The organism is Blastomonas sp. AAP25, assembly GCF_001295965.1.
GTDB lineage: Bacteria > Pseudomonadota > Alphaproteobacteria > Sphingomonadales > Sphingomonadaceae > Blastomonas > Blastomonas fulva.
In genome coordinates this window covers 1-16,110 of the sequence record NZ_LJHP01000001.1, presented here as the reverse complement: position 1 = coordinate 16,110, position 16,110 = coordinate 1, and the positions used below count along the sequence as shown (strand labels likewise).

Below are 16,110 nucleotides of genomic sequence, written 5' to 3'. Positions count from 1 at the left end.
AGCAACGGGGAACGAACGATGAGTGAACGCGAATCCATGCCTTTTGACGTCGTGATTGTCGGCGCAGGCCCTGCTGGCCTTGCTGCGGCGATCCGGCTCAAACAGCTGGCTGCGGAAAACAACGCGGAAATCGAAGTCTGCGTCATCGAGAAGGGCTCGGAAGTCGGCGCGCACATTCTTTCGGGCGCGGTGATCGACCCGCGCGCGCTTGATGAGCTGCTCCCCGATTGGCGTGAGCAGGGCTGCCCGATGGCGGAAACCCCGGTGACCGAGAACCATCACTGGGTGCTCAGCAAGACCGGCAAGTTCGCGATCCCGCATCTGGCGACTCCCGGATTCATGCACAACAAGGGCACCTATACCGGCAGCCTGGGCAATCTGTGCCGCTGGCTCGCTGAAAAGGCCGAAGAGCTCGAAGTCCAGATTTTCCCGGGCTTTGCCGCCGCGGAGATCCTGTACAACGAGGATGGCTCGATCAAGGGTGTCGCCACCGGCGACATGGGGATCGGTCGGGACGGCGAGCACAAGGCCGACTACACGCCCGGTCTCGAGCTGCACGCACGCTACACCTTCTTTGCCGAAGGCGCGCGCGGCCATCTTACCAAGATCCTCAAGCGCCAGTTCGATCTGGAAGCCAATTGCGAGCCGCAGACCTATGGCATCGGCCTCAAGGAGCTGTGGGACATCGACCCCAAGAAGCACGTCCCGGGCCGTGTGATCCACACCCAGGGCTGGCCGCTCGACGATGCCTGGGGCGGGGGCTTCCTGTATCACCAGGCCAATGGCCAGGTCGCGCTGGGCTTCGTGGTGGCGCTGTCGTACCAGAACCCGCATCTGTCGCCGTTCCAGGAGTTCCAGCGCTGGAAGCTGCACCCCGAAATCCGCGCAATCCTGGAAGGTGGGAAGCGCGTTTCGTACGGAGCGCGTGCAATCAACGAGGGCGGCTGGCAGTCGGTGCCCAAGCTTGCCTTCCCGGGCGGCGCGCTGATCGGATGCAGCGCGGGCTTCGTCAACGTGCCGCGCATCAAGGGCAGCCATACCGCGATGAAATCGGGCATGCTCGCCGCCGAGAGCGCCTTCCGCGCGATCCAAGCGGATCGCAGCTCGGATGAACTGGCGGATTATCAGGATACGCTCAACGCCAGCTGGATCGCCGAAGAGCTCAAGAAGGTGCAGAATGTCGAGCCGCTGGTCGACAAGTTCGGCGGCACCATGGGCACGGTGCTGGCAGGGATCGACATGTGGATGCGCCAGTTGAAAATCGGTTTGCCGATCACGATGAAGCACGACCCCGACTACAAGCACATGGGCCGGGCCGACATGTACCGGAAGCCTGATTATCCAAAGCCCGACGGCGTGATCACCTTCGACCGGCTGTCCTCGGTGTTCCTGTCGAACACCAACCACGAGGAGGACCAGCCGGTCCACCTCCAGCTCAAGGATCCGGCGTTGCCGGTAACCTACAACCTGCCTTTGTACGACGAGCCGGCGCAGCGTTACTGCCCGGCCGGGGTGTACGAGATCGTCGGCGAGGAAGAAGGCAACCCGCGCTTCCAGATCAACGCGCAGAACTGCGTCCACTGCAAGACCTGCGACATCAAGGAAATGAGCCAGAACATCAACTGGGTGGTCCCCGAAGGCGGCGGCGGCCCGAACTATCCGAACATGTGATGTCCTTGAACCCTTCCCATGTTGGGAAGGGTTCGACCCGCGGGAGCCGTGGTGCTGATCGAAACCGCCTTTGCCAAGGTCAACCTCGCCCTGCACGTGCGGCGTCGGCGGGGCGATGGCTATCATGACATCGAGAGCCTGTTTGTCTTTGTCGACAGCGGCGATGTCCTGCGCGCTGAACTGCGCGATGATGGCGTGCTTGCGCTCAGCATTGATGGACCGTTTGCGGCCGGGCTGGACGATGGGCCGGAAAATCTGGTGCTCCGCGCCGCAAACAGCCTCAAGCTCTCCGCTTGGCCCACGCCTGCGCTCGCGAACACGGATGGGGGCGCACAATTCGGCGCCAACCTCTACCTCACCAAGAACCTGCCGGTCGCCTCGGGCATCGGTGGCGGGTCGGCGGACGCGGCCGCGGCGCTGCGCCTGCTCAACCGGCTTTGGCGGTGCGGCCTTGACGATGCGGCGCTATGCGCGATCGGAGAGACGCTGGGGTCGGATATTCCCGCCTGCGTGATCAGCCACACATTGCGGGTGGATGGGCGCGGCGAGGCGCTTGCGCCGCTTGATCTGCCCGGGCTTGCGGGCACGCCGATCCTGCTGATCAATCCAGGCATTCCGCTGGGCACTGCGCCGGTGTTCAAAGGCTGGGACCAGCACGATCGGGGCACGCTCGACAGTTCCAGCCTTGCTGCGATCATCGATTCCGGACGCAACGACCTGGAAGCGCCGGCGCGCGCGCTGGTGCCAGAGATCGGTGCTGTGCTCGATACGCTGGATGCGCAGCCCGGGGTCCTGCTGTGCCGGATGTCGGGAAGCGGAGCGACCTGCTTTGCATTGTTTCGCAGCGGTGCCGATACAGATGCCGCGCATCAGGCGATCCGCCGCGCGTATCCTGACTGGTGGGCCATGCGAGGTACTCTGCGATGAGCAGCTTCCAGCCCTATGACCTGATTGCGCCCGTCCCTGGTGCGCCGGGTGCCAACATTCTGATAGTGGCCGATCATGCCAGCAACCATGTCCCCGCAGGGATTGATCTGGGCGTGGCCGACGACGTGCTGCAGCGCCATGTCGCGATCGACATCGGCGTGGCCGGCGTATCGCGAAAGCTCTGCCAGGTTCTGGGCTGCGGCGCGGTGCTGGCGGGCGTGTCGCGTCTGGTGATCGATTTCAACCGCGAAGAAGACGCGCCCGGCCTGATCCCTGCAGTCAGCGACGGTATCGCGATACCGGGGAACGCCGGGGCCGATGTCGAGGCCCGGCTGGCGGCCTTCTATCGCCCCTATCATGCCGCGGTCGCCGCCGCGCTCGAGAGTATTGAGCGACCCTTCATCCTGTCGCTGCACAGTTTTACACCAAGCCTTGCCATCAGGCCCAAAGAGGTTCGCCCCTGGGACATCGGCATTCTCTACAACCGCGACGACCGCGCTGCGCGCATTGCCATTCCCCTGCTCGAACAGGCGGGGCTGCATGTCGGTGACCAACTGCCCTATGCCGGCACCGCGCTCAACGCGACGATGAACCTGCATGCCGAGGATCAAGGCCGTCCCTATCTGGGCGTCGAGATGCGCCAGGACCATGTCGGCTCGGATACGGGCGTCCGGCGGATGGCAGAAGCGCTCGCGCCTGTTTTGCTGACCTGCAGCAACAGACTTGCGTAAAGCCGTGCTTTTTGGAAAGAGCGCCACCAAAGAAAGGCCTCATCATGACACATTCGTTCGATAAGTCGAAACTGCCCAGCCGCCACGTCTCGGTCGGACCCGAGCGCGCGCCGCATCGCAGCTATTATTACGCCATGGGGCTGACCGAGGAGGAGATCGGGCGGCCTTTTGTCGGCATCGCCAGCGCGGGCAACGACAGCGCGCCGTGCAACACCACGCTTAATGCGCAGGCCGATCTGTGCCGCGATGGCGTGAACGCAGGCGGCGGAATGCCGCGCCGGTTCAACACCATCACCGTCACCGATGGCATCGCCATGGGCCATCAGGGCATGAAGAGCTCGCTGGTCAGCCGCGAGGTGATCGCCGATTCGGTCGAACTGTCAGTGCGCGGGCATTGCTATGATGCGCTGGTCGGCTTTGCAGGGTGCGACAAGTCGCTGCCCGGCATGATGATGGCGATGCTGCGGCTCAACGTACCGTCGATCTTCGTCTATGGCGGGTCGATCTTGCCCGGCCATTTCGGCGGCAAGGATGTGACCGTGGTGGACGTGTTCGAGGCCGTGGGCCAGCATGCCGCGGGCAACTGCCCGCTCAAGGACCTGACCGCGCTGGAAAAGGTCGCCTGCCCCGGGCATGGCGCGTGCGGGGGTCAGTTCACCGCGAATACCATGGCATGCGTGGGAGAGGCGATCGGCCTCTCGCTGCCGAACAGCAACATGATGCCTGCACCTTATGAAAGCCGCGCCGATATTGCGATTGCCGCTGGCAAGCAGGTGATGGAGCTGCTGGCACTAAACCTGAGGCCGCGTGATATCTGTACGCGCGAAGCCTTTGAAAATGCTGCACGCGTGGTCGCGGCTACTGGCGGATCGACCAACGCCGGGCTGCATCTGCCTGCCATGGCGAGCGAGGCCGGGATCGATTTCGATCTGTTCGACGTCGCCGAGATGTTCAAGTCGACACCCTATATCGCCGATCTCAAACCCGGTGGGCGCTATGTTGCAAAGGACATGTACGAGGCTGGCGGCGTCTACATGCTGATGAAGACGATGCTGGCCAATGGACTGCTCCACGGCAACTGCATGACGGTGAGCGGCAAGACGCTGGGAGAGAACATCGACGAGGTCACCTGGAACCCTGACCAGAAAGTGATCTATGACGTCAAGACGCCGCTCAGCCCTACCGGCGGTGTCGTCGGCCTCAAGGGTTCGCTGGCGCCCGATGGCGCGATTGTCAAGGTGGCGGGGATGGCGCGGCTGCAGTTCACCGGCCCGGCACAGGTGTTCGATTGCGAAGAGGATTGCTTTGCCGCAGTCGAGGCGCGCCAGATCGCGGAAGGCTCGGTCATCGTGATCCGCTACGAAGGTCCCAAGGGCGGTCCGGGCATGCGCGAGATGCTGTCGACCACCGCCGCGCTTTACGGCCAGGGCATGGGCGAGAGCGTCGCTTTGATTACTGATGGCCGCTTCTCGGGCGCGACGCGCGGCTTCTGCATCGGCCATGTTGGGCCGGAGGCTGCCGATTGCGGTCCGATCGCACTGGTCGAGGACGGCGATCTCATCGTGATCGATGCCGAAGCCGGAACGATCGACCTGCTCGTCGATGACGCGATGCTGGCCGAGCGTCGTGCCGCATGGCAACCGCGCGAGAATGACTATCAGGCAGGTGCCCTTTGGCGCTATGCGCAGAATGTCGGCCCTGCGAGCAAGGGCGCGCTCACACATCCCGGCGCCAAGGCGGAAAAGCATGTTTATGCGGACATCTGACGCGCTCGTCCTGCTGTTGCTCTCGGGCGCAGCAGCGGCGTGCTCGGCCGACACGGAGTCCGACGCCGAATTGCCGAGCGGCGGCGATGACAGCCGCATCGCCTGCGCGCTGGGCAACGAGACCGAGTTCACCGAGCAATGCGACGCCGAGCGCGTGCAGAACGGCGATCGGCGCGAACTGGTAATGCGTCACCCGGATGGTGGTTTCCGCCGGTTCGAGATCGTCAGCGATGGCCGCGGACTGGTCGCGGCCGATGGCGCCGAGGAAGCGGTGGTCACGCCGCTCGCCGATGGCCGGATCCAGCTGACGGTGGGCGAGGACCGTTATCGCATTCCCGCGACGATCAAGCCTGGCGCGGGCGGTGGCTGATACCGGCACAGCCGTTCTGACGGTCGCGCAGATGGTCGCGGCTGAACAAGCGGTGTTCGATACCGGCGTGTCGGTCGATGCGCTGATGCTGCGTGCGGGAACCGCCGCCGGCGAAATGATCTGGCGGATCGGCGGTTGTGTCCCGACGCTCGTCTTGTGCGGTCCCGGCAATAATGGCGGCGATGGCTATGTTATCGCACAGTCTTTGCGCGACAAGGGGGTGCCGATAACAGTCGCAGCGCTGGCCGAACCTCGTACCGAGGCCGCGCGCAAGGCGCGGGCGCGGTTCGCCGGCGAGGTCATCGCGCTGGCCGATGCTGTACCGGCGCCGCAGATCGTGGATTGCCTGTTCGGCAGCGGGCTGACGCGGCCCCTCGATGCTCCGGTCTGGGATCGGTTCAAGGCACTGGTCCTGAGGGCGCGCCGCAGCTTTGCGGTCGATCTGCCCAGCGGCGCCGATGCCGATCGCGCGGTATGGCTCAACGATCCCTTGCCATTCGACCATGTCCTGGCGCTGGGTGCGTTGAAATATGCGCATGTGCTGGAGCCGGTCGCCAGCGACTGCGCCACGCTCAGCCTCATCAAAATCGGTGTGACATCACCTGACAACGCCGCAACCCGGATCACCAGGCCGCTGATCGCGCCGCCGGATGCCCGTTCCCACAAATACCGGCGCGGCCTGGTTATGGTGCTGGCAGGCGCGATGCCCGGGGCAGCGTTGCTCGCGGCCCGCGCCGCACAGGGCACCGGGGCAGGCTATGTCAAGATTCTGGGGGCAGGGGAGCCGCCTGCAATGCTCCCCGCCGATATCGTCTGGCAACGTGCGGATGACGCGGCTGCCGTGGCCGAAGCACTCTGCGATCCGCGCATTGGCGCGGTGCTGGCGGGACCTGGCCTGGGACGCGATTGTGCAGCAGAGGCGCTGCTCGATGCCGCTCTGGCCTGTCCGTACCCGCTGGTTCTCGATGCCGATGCGCTGCATCTGCTGGGCAGCCGGCGGGACGCGGTGCGGGACCGCGAGGCGCCGCTCTCGCTCACCCCGCACGATGGCGAGTTTATCGCGCTGGCAGGCGAGGAGGATGGGGCCCTCAACAAGGCCGCTCGCGCCGTAAGCCTGGCTGCGGCGCTTGGCGCCTGTGTGCTCTACAAGGGCGCGGACAGCGTGATCGCAGCGCCTGATGGCGGCACCATCATCGCCGACCGCCGCTGCACCTGGCTGTCGGTGGCGGGCACCGGCGATGTCCTTGCCGGATGCATTGCCGCACGGCTTGCCAATCATGGTGAGACAATGCATGCGCTGGCCGAGGCGGTCTGGTTGCACGACCGCGCGGCGCGCAACGCAGGACCAGCCTTTACGGCCTGGCAACTCGCTGAAGCGCTGCCGCTGGCGGTGGAGTTCTGTCTTGAACGATGAGCTGATCGTGCGGGTCGCCGCGCGGGGAGATGGTGTCACTGCTTCGGGTCGTCATGTTGCGGGCGCTGCCCCGGGGGACACGATCGCACCCGATGGCGCCGTCATCCCCGGCCCGCATCACGCGACGCCGCCATGCCCGCATTTCGGCTCATGCGGCGGGTGCAGCCTGCAGCACCTCGATGATGAGGCGCTGGCTGATTTCGTGCGCGAGCGCGTCACCGGTCCGTTGATCGCCAAAGGCATAACCATAGGCGAAGTGCGCCCTGTCCACCTCTCGCCCCCGCGCAGCCGCAGGCGCGCAAGCCTGCGCTATACCCGCATGAAATCGGCGGCAACCCTGGGTTTTGCCGGGCAGGGCAGCCACGATCTGGTCAATATCCGCAGCTGCGAGATCGTGGCGCCAAGACTGTTTGACGTCATGACGGCGGTGCGGGGGCTGGTCGCGAAATGGCCCAAGCCCAAGCTGTCAGGCCAGGTCGAGCTTGCCGAGATCGACCAGGGCATCGACGTGCTGATCACCGGGCTGGCGCCAAGCAGCGTCGCCGAGCATGAGATGCTGTCTGCCTTTGCCGAGACGCAGGGCCTTGCCCGGCTGTCGATCGATCAGGGCTATGGCCCCGAGACCCAATATGAACCGGTGCCGGTGACGGTGAGCTTTGGCGATGTCGCGGTGCGCTTCCCGCATGCGAGCTTCCTGCAGGCCACCACCGATGGCGAAGCCGCCCTGGCGGTAGCCGCGCGCGAGGCGCTGGCGGGTGCACGGATGGTCGCGGACCTGTTTGCGGGCCTTGGCAGCTTTGCCTTCCACCTGAGCGAGCCGGGGCGCAAGCTTTATGCCGCAGAGGCCGCGCGCGATCCGGTGCTGGCGCTGACCCAGGCGGCCAATGCGCGCCAGTTGCCGGTGTTTGCCGAGCATCGCGATCTGTTCCGCAATCCGCTGCAGGCCTACATGCTTAGCCGCTTCGACGGGCTGGTGCTCGATCCGCCGCGCGCCGGGGCCGAGGCGCAGATCGCCGCCATCGCCGCGTCCAGCCTCAAGCGGTTGTGCTATGTGAGCTGCAACCCGGCGACCTTCGCCCGCGATGCGCGGACCCTGTGCGATGCCGGGTTCGAGCTCAAGACGGTGTGGCCGGTCGGGCAGTTCCGCTGGTCAACCCATGTCGAATTGGCCAGCGAATTCGTCCGCGCCGGCTGATTTCAGCCGTGCAGATGCAGGTCGAAGATCGGAATGGCCGCATGAAAGACCAGCACGATCAGGCACAGGCTGGATGAGGCGAACAGCAGGAAGCGGATCGCGACGCGGTTGACGGTCGCCTGCAGCAGGCTGTGCGCCACTCGCAGCGCAACATACAGCCACGCGACCGCAAGGTTCATGCCTTCTCCATGGCCGATGATGGCAAGCACGATACACACCGCATAAAACACCGTAGGTTCAGCCAGCAGGTGGTTGTAGTTGTGCGCTTTCCACTGGACCTCTGGAGGCAGCACGGCATCGAGGTCCTTTCCGGTGCCACCCTTGAGATTGGCGACATCGATCTTGGCGCGCTGCATCGCCGGTATGCGGGTGACGTACATCCACAGCCACATGACCATGGTCCAGGCGAGAAGGATGACGACGGGTTGGAGAATGGCGCTGGTCATGGGTGCGTTTCCTTCAGAGCGTGGCGAGCAGGGCGCGAACGGCCAGCACGATGAGGCACAGTGTCGAGGCGAGGAACAGCAGGAAGCGGGTCTGGACCTTGTTCACCGTGGCCTGCCAGATACTGTGCACGATCCGGATCAGCGCATAGCCCCAGGCGAGAGCGACGTTCAGGCCATCGGTGCCGGCACCGGCGATCGCGATGATCGCAATGGTCGCATAGAAGATCGTCGGCTGTTCCATGAGGTGCGCGTAGTTGTGGGATTTCCAGGCCACCTGCGGGGGCAGTGCGGGGTCGAGATCGCTTCCCCGGCCACCAGTGGCCTGCGAAATGTCGACACCCATTTTCCTGGCTGCCGGTAGCCGCGTTCCGGCCATCCAGAACAGCATGACAAGCGACCAGAGCACCAGCACCGCGGCTGGCGTGAGTATGTTGGCGGACATCGGCAGTTCCCTCCCCTGCGATACAGGGAAGGAAACTGCGTCAGCCTTAATAGATTGTCAATCGCAACTTAATTGCGATTCAGCGGGTGATGCTGACCACATTGTCGGCGCGCCAGTGCGGGCGGGCCTCGCCGGTGTACATCGACTGCATCGGCTCGTCGCCGACGGTATAATGGTCGCTGGTGCCGAAGCCGTTGAACGCAGTGCGCATCGCCGCGCCATAGGCACCGATCATGCCGATCTCGATATAATCGCCAGCCTTGATGTCCGCAGGCAGCGGGAAGGGGCCGGCCATGTAATCGATATCGTCACAGGTCGGGCCAAAGAACGCGAAGTCGGCCATCGTGCTGCTGCGCGTGTCGCCCAGATAGCGGACGGGAAAGCGCCAGCCGATATGCGCGGCATCGAACAGAGCGCCATAAGCTCCGTCGTTGATATACAGTTCCTCGCCGCGGCGCCGGTCGACGCGAACGATGATCGAGTTGTACTCGGCGCACAGCGCGCGGCCCGGTTCGCACCACAGTTCGGCCGAATAGCTGATCGGCAGGCTTTCGAAGGTGCGTTCGATGATCGCGAAATAATCCTCGAGAGGCGGGGGCTGCATGCCGGGATAGGCCGACGGGAAGCCGCCACCGACATCGATGACGTCGACGGTGACCGATGCATCGACGATTGCCGCGCGGACGCGGTCAAGCGCCTGAACATAGGCGTGCGGGCTCATCGCCTGGCTGCCGACGTGGAAGCAGATGCCAAGGCTGTCTGCGGCCTGACGGGTTGCCATCAGCAGGTCACGCGCTTCGGTGAGCTCGGTGCCGAACTTGGACGCAAGGCTAAGCTCGGAATGCTCGGACGAAACCCGCAGCCGGACGCACAGCGTCAGATCCTCGGGCGCGCCGGTAGCGGCCACGATCTTGTCGAGCTCTTCGCGGCAATCGAGCGAGAACACGCGCACGCCGTGCGTATGATAGGCCTCGGCGATCGCTTCGGGGGTCTTGACCGGGTGCATGAAGCACAGGGTCGCTTCCGGAAGCGTTTCGGCCACCAGACGGACCTCGGCGATCGAGGCGACGTCGAAATGTGTGATTCCCGCATTCCACAGCACGCGCAACAGGTCGGGCGAAGGATTCGCCTTGACCGCATAAAGCGATTTGCCGGGGAAACGATCAACGAAGAACCTGGCCGCGCGCGTTGCCGCCTGCGGTCGGTCCAGCGTAACCGGCTGTGCCGGTGTCAGAGCCTGAATCAGCTCCAGCGCATCAAGGAAATTGTGCAACTCAAGGGACCCCCAAAAAAACAGAACAAACAACAAGGCTGCCTTGCGGTTATTGGAAGTCCCCCTGGGGCAGCGGACCGCGTAAATAGGGCGCGACTGTTTGCATGTAAAGTGGAAAATTGCGCGGAGTTTATCACCCCAGACGGTCGCGAAACGCCTCGTATCCGAACGACCGAATTTCCTTCAGGCTGTCGTCCCCGCTGTTCCACAGCCAGATAGCAGGCAGTGGTACGCCATTGAAAGTATTGGTTTTTACCATCGAGTAGTGCGCCTGGTCGAGAAACGCGAAGCGTTGCCCTGGCTCCATCGGCCCGGGCAGGCCATAGTCGCCGATGATATCGCCTGCCAGACATGAGGGCCCGCCGAGCCGTATCACCTGTGCGTCGGGCCGCTCCCCGAGCATGGCGGGGCGATAGGGTGCCTCGATGACATCGGGCATATGGCAGGTGGCCGAGATGTCGGTGATTCCCACCTTCATGCCGTTGTCGAACACATCGAGCAGTTCGCCGACCAGAATGCCCGCGTCGAGCGCCACGGCCTCGCCGGGCTCGAGATAGATCTCGCAGCCGGTGCGCGCCTTCACCGCGATAAGGAAATCGACCAGGTCATCGCGCTGATAGTCCGCCCGAGTAATATGGTGGCCGCCACCAAAATTCAGCCATTTCAATTGGTTGAAATAAGGTTCGAGCAAGGGTTCGAGCTTGGCCCAGATTTCCTGCAATGGCAGCAGGTCCTGCTCGCACAGCGAATGGAAGTGGATGCCCGACACGCCCTCGAGATGCTCGGGGCGAAGCTGGTCGATCGGGTGACCCAAGCGGCTGTGCGGCTGCGACGGATCGTACTTCGGGGTCTCGCCCAATGGCAGCGCAGGGTTGATCCGCAGCCCGATGTCGAACTGCTCACCCTTGGCGCGTGCCTCGGCCACCAGCGGTGCGAATCGCGCGATCTGGCCGGGGCTGTTGAAGATGACGTGATCGGACAGCGTCAGGATTTCGCGCAGATCCTCGGCCTTGTAGCCCGCGCAATAGGTTGCGACCTCGCCTGTATAATGTTCGGTCGCCAGCCGCGCTTCCCACAGGCCCGACGAGCAGGTGCCGTCGAGGTACTCGCCCACCACATCGCCCAATTGCCAGAACGAGAACGCCTTGAGCGCAGCGAGCATTTTGATCCCCGCCCGGTCGCGGACATCGGCAAGGATCGCCAGATTGCGCCGTACCGCTGCCTCATCGACCACGAATGCGGGCGAGGGGACGCGGTTGAGATCGAAATGCCGGAACGCGCCGGGATCGCCAGCCTTGGTTTCCATCGGGTAGCTTGACCTCTTTTAAGTCGGTTTCCCGCGAAGGCGGGAACCCATCACCTAAGCTTGAGCCTAGATGCACCAGAAGGAGATGGGCCCCTGCCTTCGCAGGGGACCGAGTTAACTCAAAACGCCAGCGGCGCGTCGAGTTCCTTCACCTGCCAGGGCAGGCCGTGCTGGTTGAGCATGTCCATGAACGGATCGGGATCGAACTGCTCCATGTTGAACACCCCCGCACCCGTCCATTTGCCGGTGAGGATCATTGCCGCGCCGATCATTGCCGGAACGCCGGTGGTGTAGCTCACCGCCTGGTTGCCGGTCTCGGCATAGGCGTCCTCGTGATCGCAGATGTTGTAGACATAGACCGTCTTGTCCTGGCCATCCTTCACACCGGTGGCGATGTCGCCGATGTTGGTCTTCCCCTTGGTGGTCTCGCCCAGCGAGGCAGGCTCGGGCAGCACGGCCTTGAGGAACTGCAGCGGGATGATCTCGCGGCCTTCATACATCACCGGATCGATCCGGGTCATGCCAACATTCTGCAGGACTTCCAGATGCTTGAGGTAGGCATCTCCGAAGGTCATCCAGAAGCGGATGCGCTTGATCTCGGGATAATGCTTGGCGAGCGATTCGAGCTCCTCATGGTACATGAGGTACATGTTTTTCTCGCCGACGGCCTCGAAGTCGAACACCTGCTTGTGGCTGAGCGCAGGGCCTTCGACCCACTCGCCATCCTGCCAGTGCCGCGAGGGGGCGGTCACTTCGCGGATGTTGATCTCAGGATTGAAATTGGTGGCGAAATGCTGGCCGTGGTCGCCGCCGTTGCAATCGAGGATATCGAGCGTGTCGATCCGGTCGAGCAGGTGCTTCTTGATATAGCTTGCAAAAACGCTGGTGACGCCGGGGTCGAAGCCCGAGCCGAGCAGCGCCATCAGGCCTGCTTCCCTAAAGCGGTCGTGATAGTCCCACTGCCAGCCATATTCGAACTTGGCCTCATCGCGCGGCTCGTAGTTCGCGGTATCCATGTAATGCACGTCGGTGCGCAGGCACGCGTCCATGATGTTGAGATCCTGATAGGGCAGCGCCAGGTTGCACACGAGGTCGGGCTTCACCCGCTCGATCAGCGCCGAGGTTGCATCGACATCGTCGGCATCGACCTGGGCGGTGGCAATCTTCACTCCGGTACGCGCCAGAACCGATTCGGCGATCGCGTCGCACTTGGCCACGCGGCGGCTTGCCAGCGTGATCTCGGTGAATATGTTCGCGTTCATTGCCATCTTGTGCACCGCGACCGAACCCACGCCGCCTGCACCGATCACCAGAATCTTGCCCAAAGCCGTCTCTTCCTTATTGCTGGAATTGCTGTCAGCGGGTGCATATAGAGGCTCTGCATGACAGAACCAAGTGATCCCCTTCGCGCAGACCGCAAACCCAGCCGTGAGGGCATCGAGCGCGCCGCGAAGAAAATCTCGGCGATTCTTCCCCCGACGCCGCTGATGCCGTTGAAGCATGACGGCATGACCCTGTGGTGCAAGGCAGAGTGCCTGCAGCCGATCGGCGCGTTCAAGATCCGCGGAGCATGGCACCGATTGTCCGACCTGACCGAGGAAGAGCGCGCGCGCGGTGTCGTCGCCTTTTCAAGCGGCAACCATGCACAGGGCGTCGCCTGGGCGGCGAAAAGGCTGGGGATCAAGGCGACCATCGTTATGCCCGCCGATGCGCCGAAGCGCAAAATCGAATCGACCCGCGGCTATGGCGCGGAAATTATCCTGTACGATCGTCGCAGCGAAGATCGCATTGCCATCGCCAGCAGGATCGCGGCGGAAACCGGCGCGGTTGTGGTGCCCAGCTTTGATGATCCCTGGATCATCGAAGGGCAGGGCAGCACCGGGCTCGAGGCGATGGTGCAGATCATCGCGCAGGCCGGGATCCATCCGCACCGGGTGGTGACCTGCTGCGGCGGGGGCGGGCTTGCCGCAGGCATTGCGCTTGCCATGCCCGGCGCCCGGATCACCGTTGTCGAACCCGATGGCTGGGACGACATGGGCAATTCGCTGCGCGCCAAGAAGATCGTGCCGGTGGCGCCCGACGCGCCCGATACGGTGTGCGACGCGCTGCTGACCCCGCGCGTCTCGCCGCTGACGTTCGAAATCCTCAAGGAGCGCAAGGCCGACGCTGTCAGCGTTTCGGATGCGCAGGTGTTCCGCGCGATGCGGCATGCGCATGAGCGGTTGCGGCTGGTGCTGGAGCCGGGCGGGGCAGCCGCACTCGCCGCCGTGCTCGAAGGCAAGGTCGAGGTCGATGATCGCACGTTGATCATTCTGTCGGGCGGAAATGTCGATCCGGCGCTGTTTTCCAAGGCGCTTGCCTCGTGAGCGACCGGTGACACCAGCCAGCGAAAGCCGCAGGGCAGACCTGCAATCGGCACTGATCCGCGTCGCCCAGCAGGACCGCGAAGCACTGCGGACTGTCTATGCGATGACGTCCGCGAAACTGCACGGCGTTTGCTTGCGTATCTGCACCGACAGGGGCGCGGCGGAGGACGTATTGCAGAACGTGTATCTCAAGGTGTGGCAGCGTGCCGGATCGTTCGATCCGGCCAAGGCGAGTGCTATCGCCTGGCTGTGCGCCATTGCACGCAACGCGGCGATCGATTGGCGTAGAAGCCAGCGTTATGAAGACCCGCTGCCTGCCGATCTGGGCGAAACCCTTGTCGACGAGACCGCAGACCCTGCGGCGGATCTCGCCCAGGCGGGCGAGCGCGCGCAAATCTTCTCCTGTCTTGAAGAGCTGGAACCGGTGCGCGCCACTGCGATCAAGGCGGGCTTCTATCAGGGCCTCAGCTATCCCGAGATCGCCGAGGCCATGGACAAGCCGGTGGGTACGGTGAAAAGCTGGATCCGCCGCGGTCTGATGCAGTTGAAGGAGTGCCTGTCGCGTGAGCAGTGATGCCATGCCCGAACGGTCCGCCTTGGCGGCTGAATTGGCTCTGGGCCTGTTGGACGGCGCAGATCGCGCCTCCGCGCTTCGGCTGGTGCTGTCCGACCCCGGCTTTGCTGCCGAGGTCGATGGCTGGCGCGCGCGGCTGGCGCCGCTGTATGACGGCTTTGCCGATGTCGCTCCACCCAGCGGGCTGATGGCGCGGATCGATCAGGCGATCGATGCCGAAGCGGCCGCAGATCAGGTGACGACCCTGATGCCCGCACCCCGTGCGCAGGGCGGGTGGAAGATCGCGACCTTCGCCGCATCGGCGGTGGCAGCCATGCTTGCGCTGGCATTGGTGTGGCCCAGCCCGCAATCCCCGGGTCCGGCGCCGCAGGACAAGGCCGATGTCGCCGTTGCCCAGCTCACCGGGCCGATCGACGGCTTGCTGCTGACCGCGCGCTATGACAGCAGCACGTCCGAAATGCTGGTGCGGGTGGAAGGCATGCCGGTCACCGAGACCGAGCCCGAATTGTGGATCGTCCCCGCCGATGGCCAGCCGCGCCGTCTGGGCCGTCTGCTGCGGGGAGGGGTCACCCGCATCGCTATCCCCGAAGGGCATCGCAAGTTCATCGACCCGGTGAGCGAACTGATTCTCACGATGGAGCCCAAGGTGCTTCCCGATCCCGACAAGCCCAGCGCGCCCACGGTCGCCCAGGGCCGGTTGCAGCGGATTTGATCCAGCCCTCATATCGCCGCAAAATGGCTGCCATATCGTCATCCACGCGCACGCGGGGGTCCCGCTTTTGCGCCACCGTCGCATAGCGGGATCCCCGCCTTCGCGGGAATGACCGGGATATAACGCCCGCGACAGGGCGATTTGCGACACCTTGGGTCCTGCAAACCCGCCCCATTTCACAATTGTTAATCCGTGCGCATCCGGCCTTCGCTTCGCTGCGTAGCTGCCCCCGTATCCCGCTTCCCCGGCGGATACGGACAACCCACGGAGACTTCCCCTATGCTGAAAATTCTTGCCCCCAGCCTTCTTGCCGCAACCGCTGCTGCGACCCTTGCGTTTGCCGGACCCGCCCTCGCCAATCACCACAAGGGCGCCGATCACGCGATGGTTGGTGGCGCGGCCATGTACCCGGCCAAGACGATCGTCGAGAACGCCAGTGCAGCCCCCAACCTCACCACTCTGGTCGCTGCCGTCAAGGCGGCAGGCCTGGTCGACACGCTGGCCTCGCCCGGCCCGTTCACCGTCTTCGCCCCGACTGATGATGCGTTCGCCAAGCTGCCCGCCGGCACCGTGGAAACGCTGGTGAAGCCCGAGAACAAGGGTCTGCTGACCACGATCCTCACCTATCATGTCGTCGCCGGCAAGGTGACCGCGGCAGATGTCGTCGCGCTCATCAAGCAGGGCGGTGGCAAGGCCATGATCAAGACCGTGCAGGGCGGAACGCTCACCGCCTCGCTGCAGGGCAAGAATGTCGTCCTGACCGACGCCAAGGGCGGTAAGTCGATCGTGACCCAGACCGATGTCATGCAGAGCAACGGTGTGGTGCATGTGATCGACACCGTGGTGATGCCGGGTTAACCCCTTAGCCCCAGGCACATCACAGGCCCGCCGGTCCCCCCAGACCGGCGGGCCATTTT

At 64.1% G+C, this 16,110-nt stretch carries 16 protein-coding genes; 11 read left to right on the top strand and 5 right to left on the bottom strand.

Translation table 11 applies throughout. The features are described 5' to 3' along the window. The first annotated feature begins 18 nt into the window (after window positions 1–18). The 7 genes from IP68_RS00080 to IP68_RS00050 are packed head-to-tail and all read left to right on the top strand — an operon-like array spanning window position 19 to window position 8,074. Window positions 19–1,671 carry an electron transfer flavoprotein-ubiquinone oxidoreductase gene (locus IP68_RS00080; RefSeq protein WP_054132930.1) on the top strand — a complete coding sequence of 551 codons (1,653 nt, stop codon included), beginning with the start codon at window positions 19–21 and terminating at the stop codon, window positions 1,669–1,671. An 18-nt stretch (window positions 1,672–1,689) separates the two neighbouring features. Further along, window positions 1,690–2,598, top strand: coding sequence for a 4-(cytidine 5'-diphospho)-2-C-methyl-D-erythritol kinase (locus tag IP68_RS00075; protein WP_054132929.1), 909 nt, complete (start codon window positions 1,690–1,692; stop codon window positions 2,596–2,598). Beyond that, window positions 2,595–3,329, top strand: coding sequence for an N-formylglutamate amidohydrolase (locus tag IP68_RS00070; protein ID WP_054132928.1), 735 nt, complete (start codon window positions 2,595–2,597; stop codon window positions 3,327–3,329). Before IP68_RS00075 ends, IP68_RS00070 begins: the two co-directional genes overlap by 4 nt. 44 nt (window positions 3,330–3,373) lie before the next feature. Beyond that, window positions 3,374–5,095, top strand: coding sequence for a dihydroxy-acid dehydratase (ilvD, locus tag IP68_RS00065; protein WP_054132927.1), 1,722 nt, complete (start codon window positions 3,374–3,376; stop codon window positions 5,093–5,095). After that, window positions 5,076–5,465, top strand: a complete 390-nt coding sequence (locus IP68_RS00060; protein WP_231683573.1) for a hypothetical protein — start codon at window positions 5,076–5,078, stop codon at window positions 5,463–5,465. Before ilvD ends, IP68_RS00060 begins: the two co-directional genes overlap by 20 nt. Then, window positions 5,458–6,879, top strand: coding sequence for an NAD(P)H-hydrate dehydratase (locus IP68_RS00055; RefSeq protein WP_231683572.1), 1,422 nt, complete (start codon window positions 5,458–5,460; stop codon window positions 6,877–6,879). Before IP68_RS00060 ends, IP68_RS00055 begins: the two co-directional genes overlap by 8 nt. Further along, a complete protein-coding gene (locus IP68_RS00050; RefSeq protein WP_197275677.1) occupies window positions 6,869–8,074 on the top strand; it encodes a class I SAM-dependent RNA methyltransferase in 1,206 nt (401 codons plus the stop codon). Before IP68_RS00055 ends, IP68_RS00050 begins: the two co-directional genes overlap by 11 nt. A gap of 2 nt (window positions 8,075–8,076) precedes the next feature. Here IP68_RS00050 and IP68_RS00045 read toward each other — a convergent pair whose 3' ends face one another. From IP68_RS00045 to IP68_RS00025, 5 genes are all read right to left on the bottom strand, one after another. Further along, a complete protein-coding gene (locus IP68_RS00045) occupies window positions 8,077–8,520 on the bottom strand; it encodes an MAPEG family protein (RefSeq protein ID WP_054132925.1) in 444 nt (147 codons plus the stop codon). A gap of 13 nt (window positions 8,521–8,533) precedes the next feature. Next, window positions 8,534–8,962: an MAPEG family protein gene (locus tag IP68_RS00040; RefSeq protein ID WP_054132924.1), complete on the bottom strand. Its 429-nt coding sequence runs from the start codon at window positions 8,960–8,962 to the stop codon at window positions 8,534–8,536. A 79-nt stretch (window positions 8,963–9,041) separates the two neighbouring features. After that, complete coding sequence (locus IP68_RS00035) at window positions 9,042–10,235, bottom strand: type III PLP-dependent enzyme (protein WP_069049954.1); 1,194 nt, start codon at window positions 10,233–10,235, stop codon at window positions 9,042–9,044. Between the two features lie 133 nt (window positions 10,236–10,368). Next, on the bottom strand, window positions 10,369–11,541 hold the full coding sequence (locus IP68_RS00030) for a carboxynorspermidine decarboxylase (protein ID WP_054132923.1): 1,173 nt from the start codon (window positions 11,539–11,541) through the stop codon (window positions 10,369–10,371). A gap of 119 nt (window positions 11,542–11,660) precedes the next feature. Beyond that, the gene (locus IP68_RS00025) at window positions 11,661–12,866 is read right to left on the bottom strand and encodes a saccharopine dehydrogenase family protein (RefSeq protein WP_054132922.1); all 1,206 of its coding nucleotides are present in this window, start codon (window positions 12,864–12,866) and stop codon (window positions 11,661–11,663) included. Window positions 12,867–12,923: 57 nt separating this feature from the next. Between IP68_RS00025 and IP68_RS00020 the strand changes: the two genes are divergently transcribed. From IP68_RS00020 to IP68_RS00005, 4 genes are all read left to right on the top strand, one after another. Then, complete coding sequence (locus IP68_RS00020; protein WP_197275676.1) at window positions 12,924–13,907, top strand: threonine/serine dehydratase; 984 nt, start codon at window positions 12,924–12,926, stop codon at window positions 13,905–13,907. Window positions 13,908–13,914: 7 nt separating this feature from the next. Further along, window positions 13,915–14,481 carry a sigma-70 family RNA polymerase sigma factor gene (locus IP68_RS00015; RefSeq protein ID WP_054132921.1) on the top strand — a complete coding sequence of 189 codons (567 nt, stop codon included), beginning with the start codon at window positions 13,915–13,917 and terminating at the stop codon, window positions 14,479–14,481. Next, window positions 14,471–15,193: an anti-sigma factor domain-containing protein gene (locus IP68_RS00010; RefSeq protein ID WP_156317874.1), complete on the top strand. Its 723-nt coding sequence runs from the start codon at window positions 14,471–14,473 to the stop codon at window positions 15,191–15,193. Before IP68_RS00015 ends, IP68_RS00010 begins: the two co-directional genes overlap by 11 nt. 279 nt (window positions 15,194–15,472) lie before the next feature. Next, the gene (locus tag IP68_RS00005; RefSeq protein ID WP_054132919.1) at window positions 15,473–16,051 is read left to right on the top strand and encodes a fasciclin domain-containing protein; all 579 of its coding nucleotides are present in this window, start codon (window positions 15,473–15,475) and stop codon (window positions 16,049–16,051) included. Window positions 16,052–16,110: the final 59 nt, after the last annotated feature.

Excerpts from the sequence above, each read along its gene's own strand:
- IP68_RS00020 (WP_197275676.1), top strand. The coding sequence starts at position 12,924 with ATGACAGAACCAAGTGATCCCCTTCGCGCAGACCGCAAACCCAGCCGT.
- IP68_RS00045 (WP_054132925.1), bottom strand. The coding sequence starts at position 8,520 with ATGACCAGCGCCATTCTCCAACCCGTCGTCATCCTTCTCGCCTGGACC.
- IP68_RS00030 (WP_054132923.1), bottom strand. The coding sequence starts at position 11,541 with ATGGAAACCAAGGCTGGCGATCCCGGCGCGTTCCGGCATTTCGATCTC.
- IP68_RS00040 (WP_054132924.1), bottom strand. The coding sequence starts at position 8,962 with ATGTCCGCCAACATACTCACGCCAGCCGCGGTGCTGGTGCTCTGGTCG.
- IP68_RS00070 (WP_054132928.1), top strand. The coding sequence starts at position 2,595 with ATGAGCAGCTTCCAGCCCTATGACCTGATTGCGCCCGTCCCTGGTGCG.
- ilvD (WP_054132927.1), top strand. The coding sequence starts at position 3,374 with ATGACACATTCGTTCGATAAGTCGAAACTGCCCAGCCGCCACGTCTCG.
- IP68_RS00060 (WP_231683573.1), top strand. The coding sequence starts at position 5,076 with ATGTTTATGCGGACATCTGACGCGCTCGTCCTGCTGTTGCTCTCGGGC.
- IP68_RS00080 (WP_054132930.1), top strand. The coding sequence starts at position 19 with ATGAGTGAACGCGAATCCATGCCTTTTGACGTCGTGATTGTCGGCGCA.
- IP68_RS00075 (WP_054132929.1), top strand. The coding sequence starts at position 1,690 with ATGTTGGGAAGGGTTCGACCCGCGGGAGCCGTGGTGCTGATCGAAACC.
- IP68_RS00005 (WP_054132919.1), top strand. The coding sequence starts at position 15,473 with ATGCTGAAAATTCTTGCCCCCAGCCTTCTTGCCGCAACCGCTGCTGCG.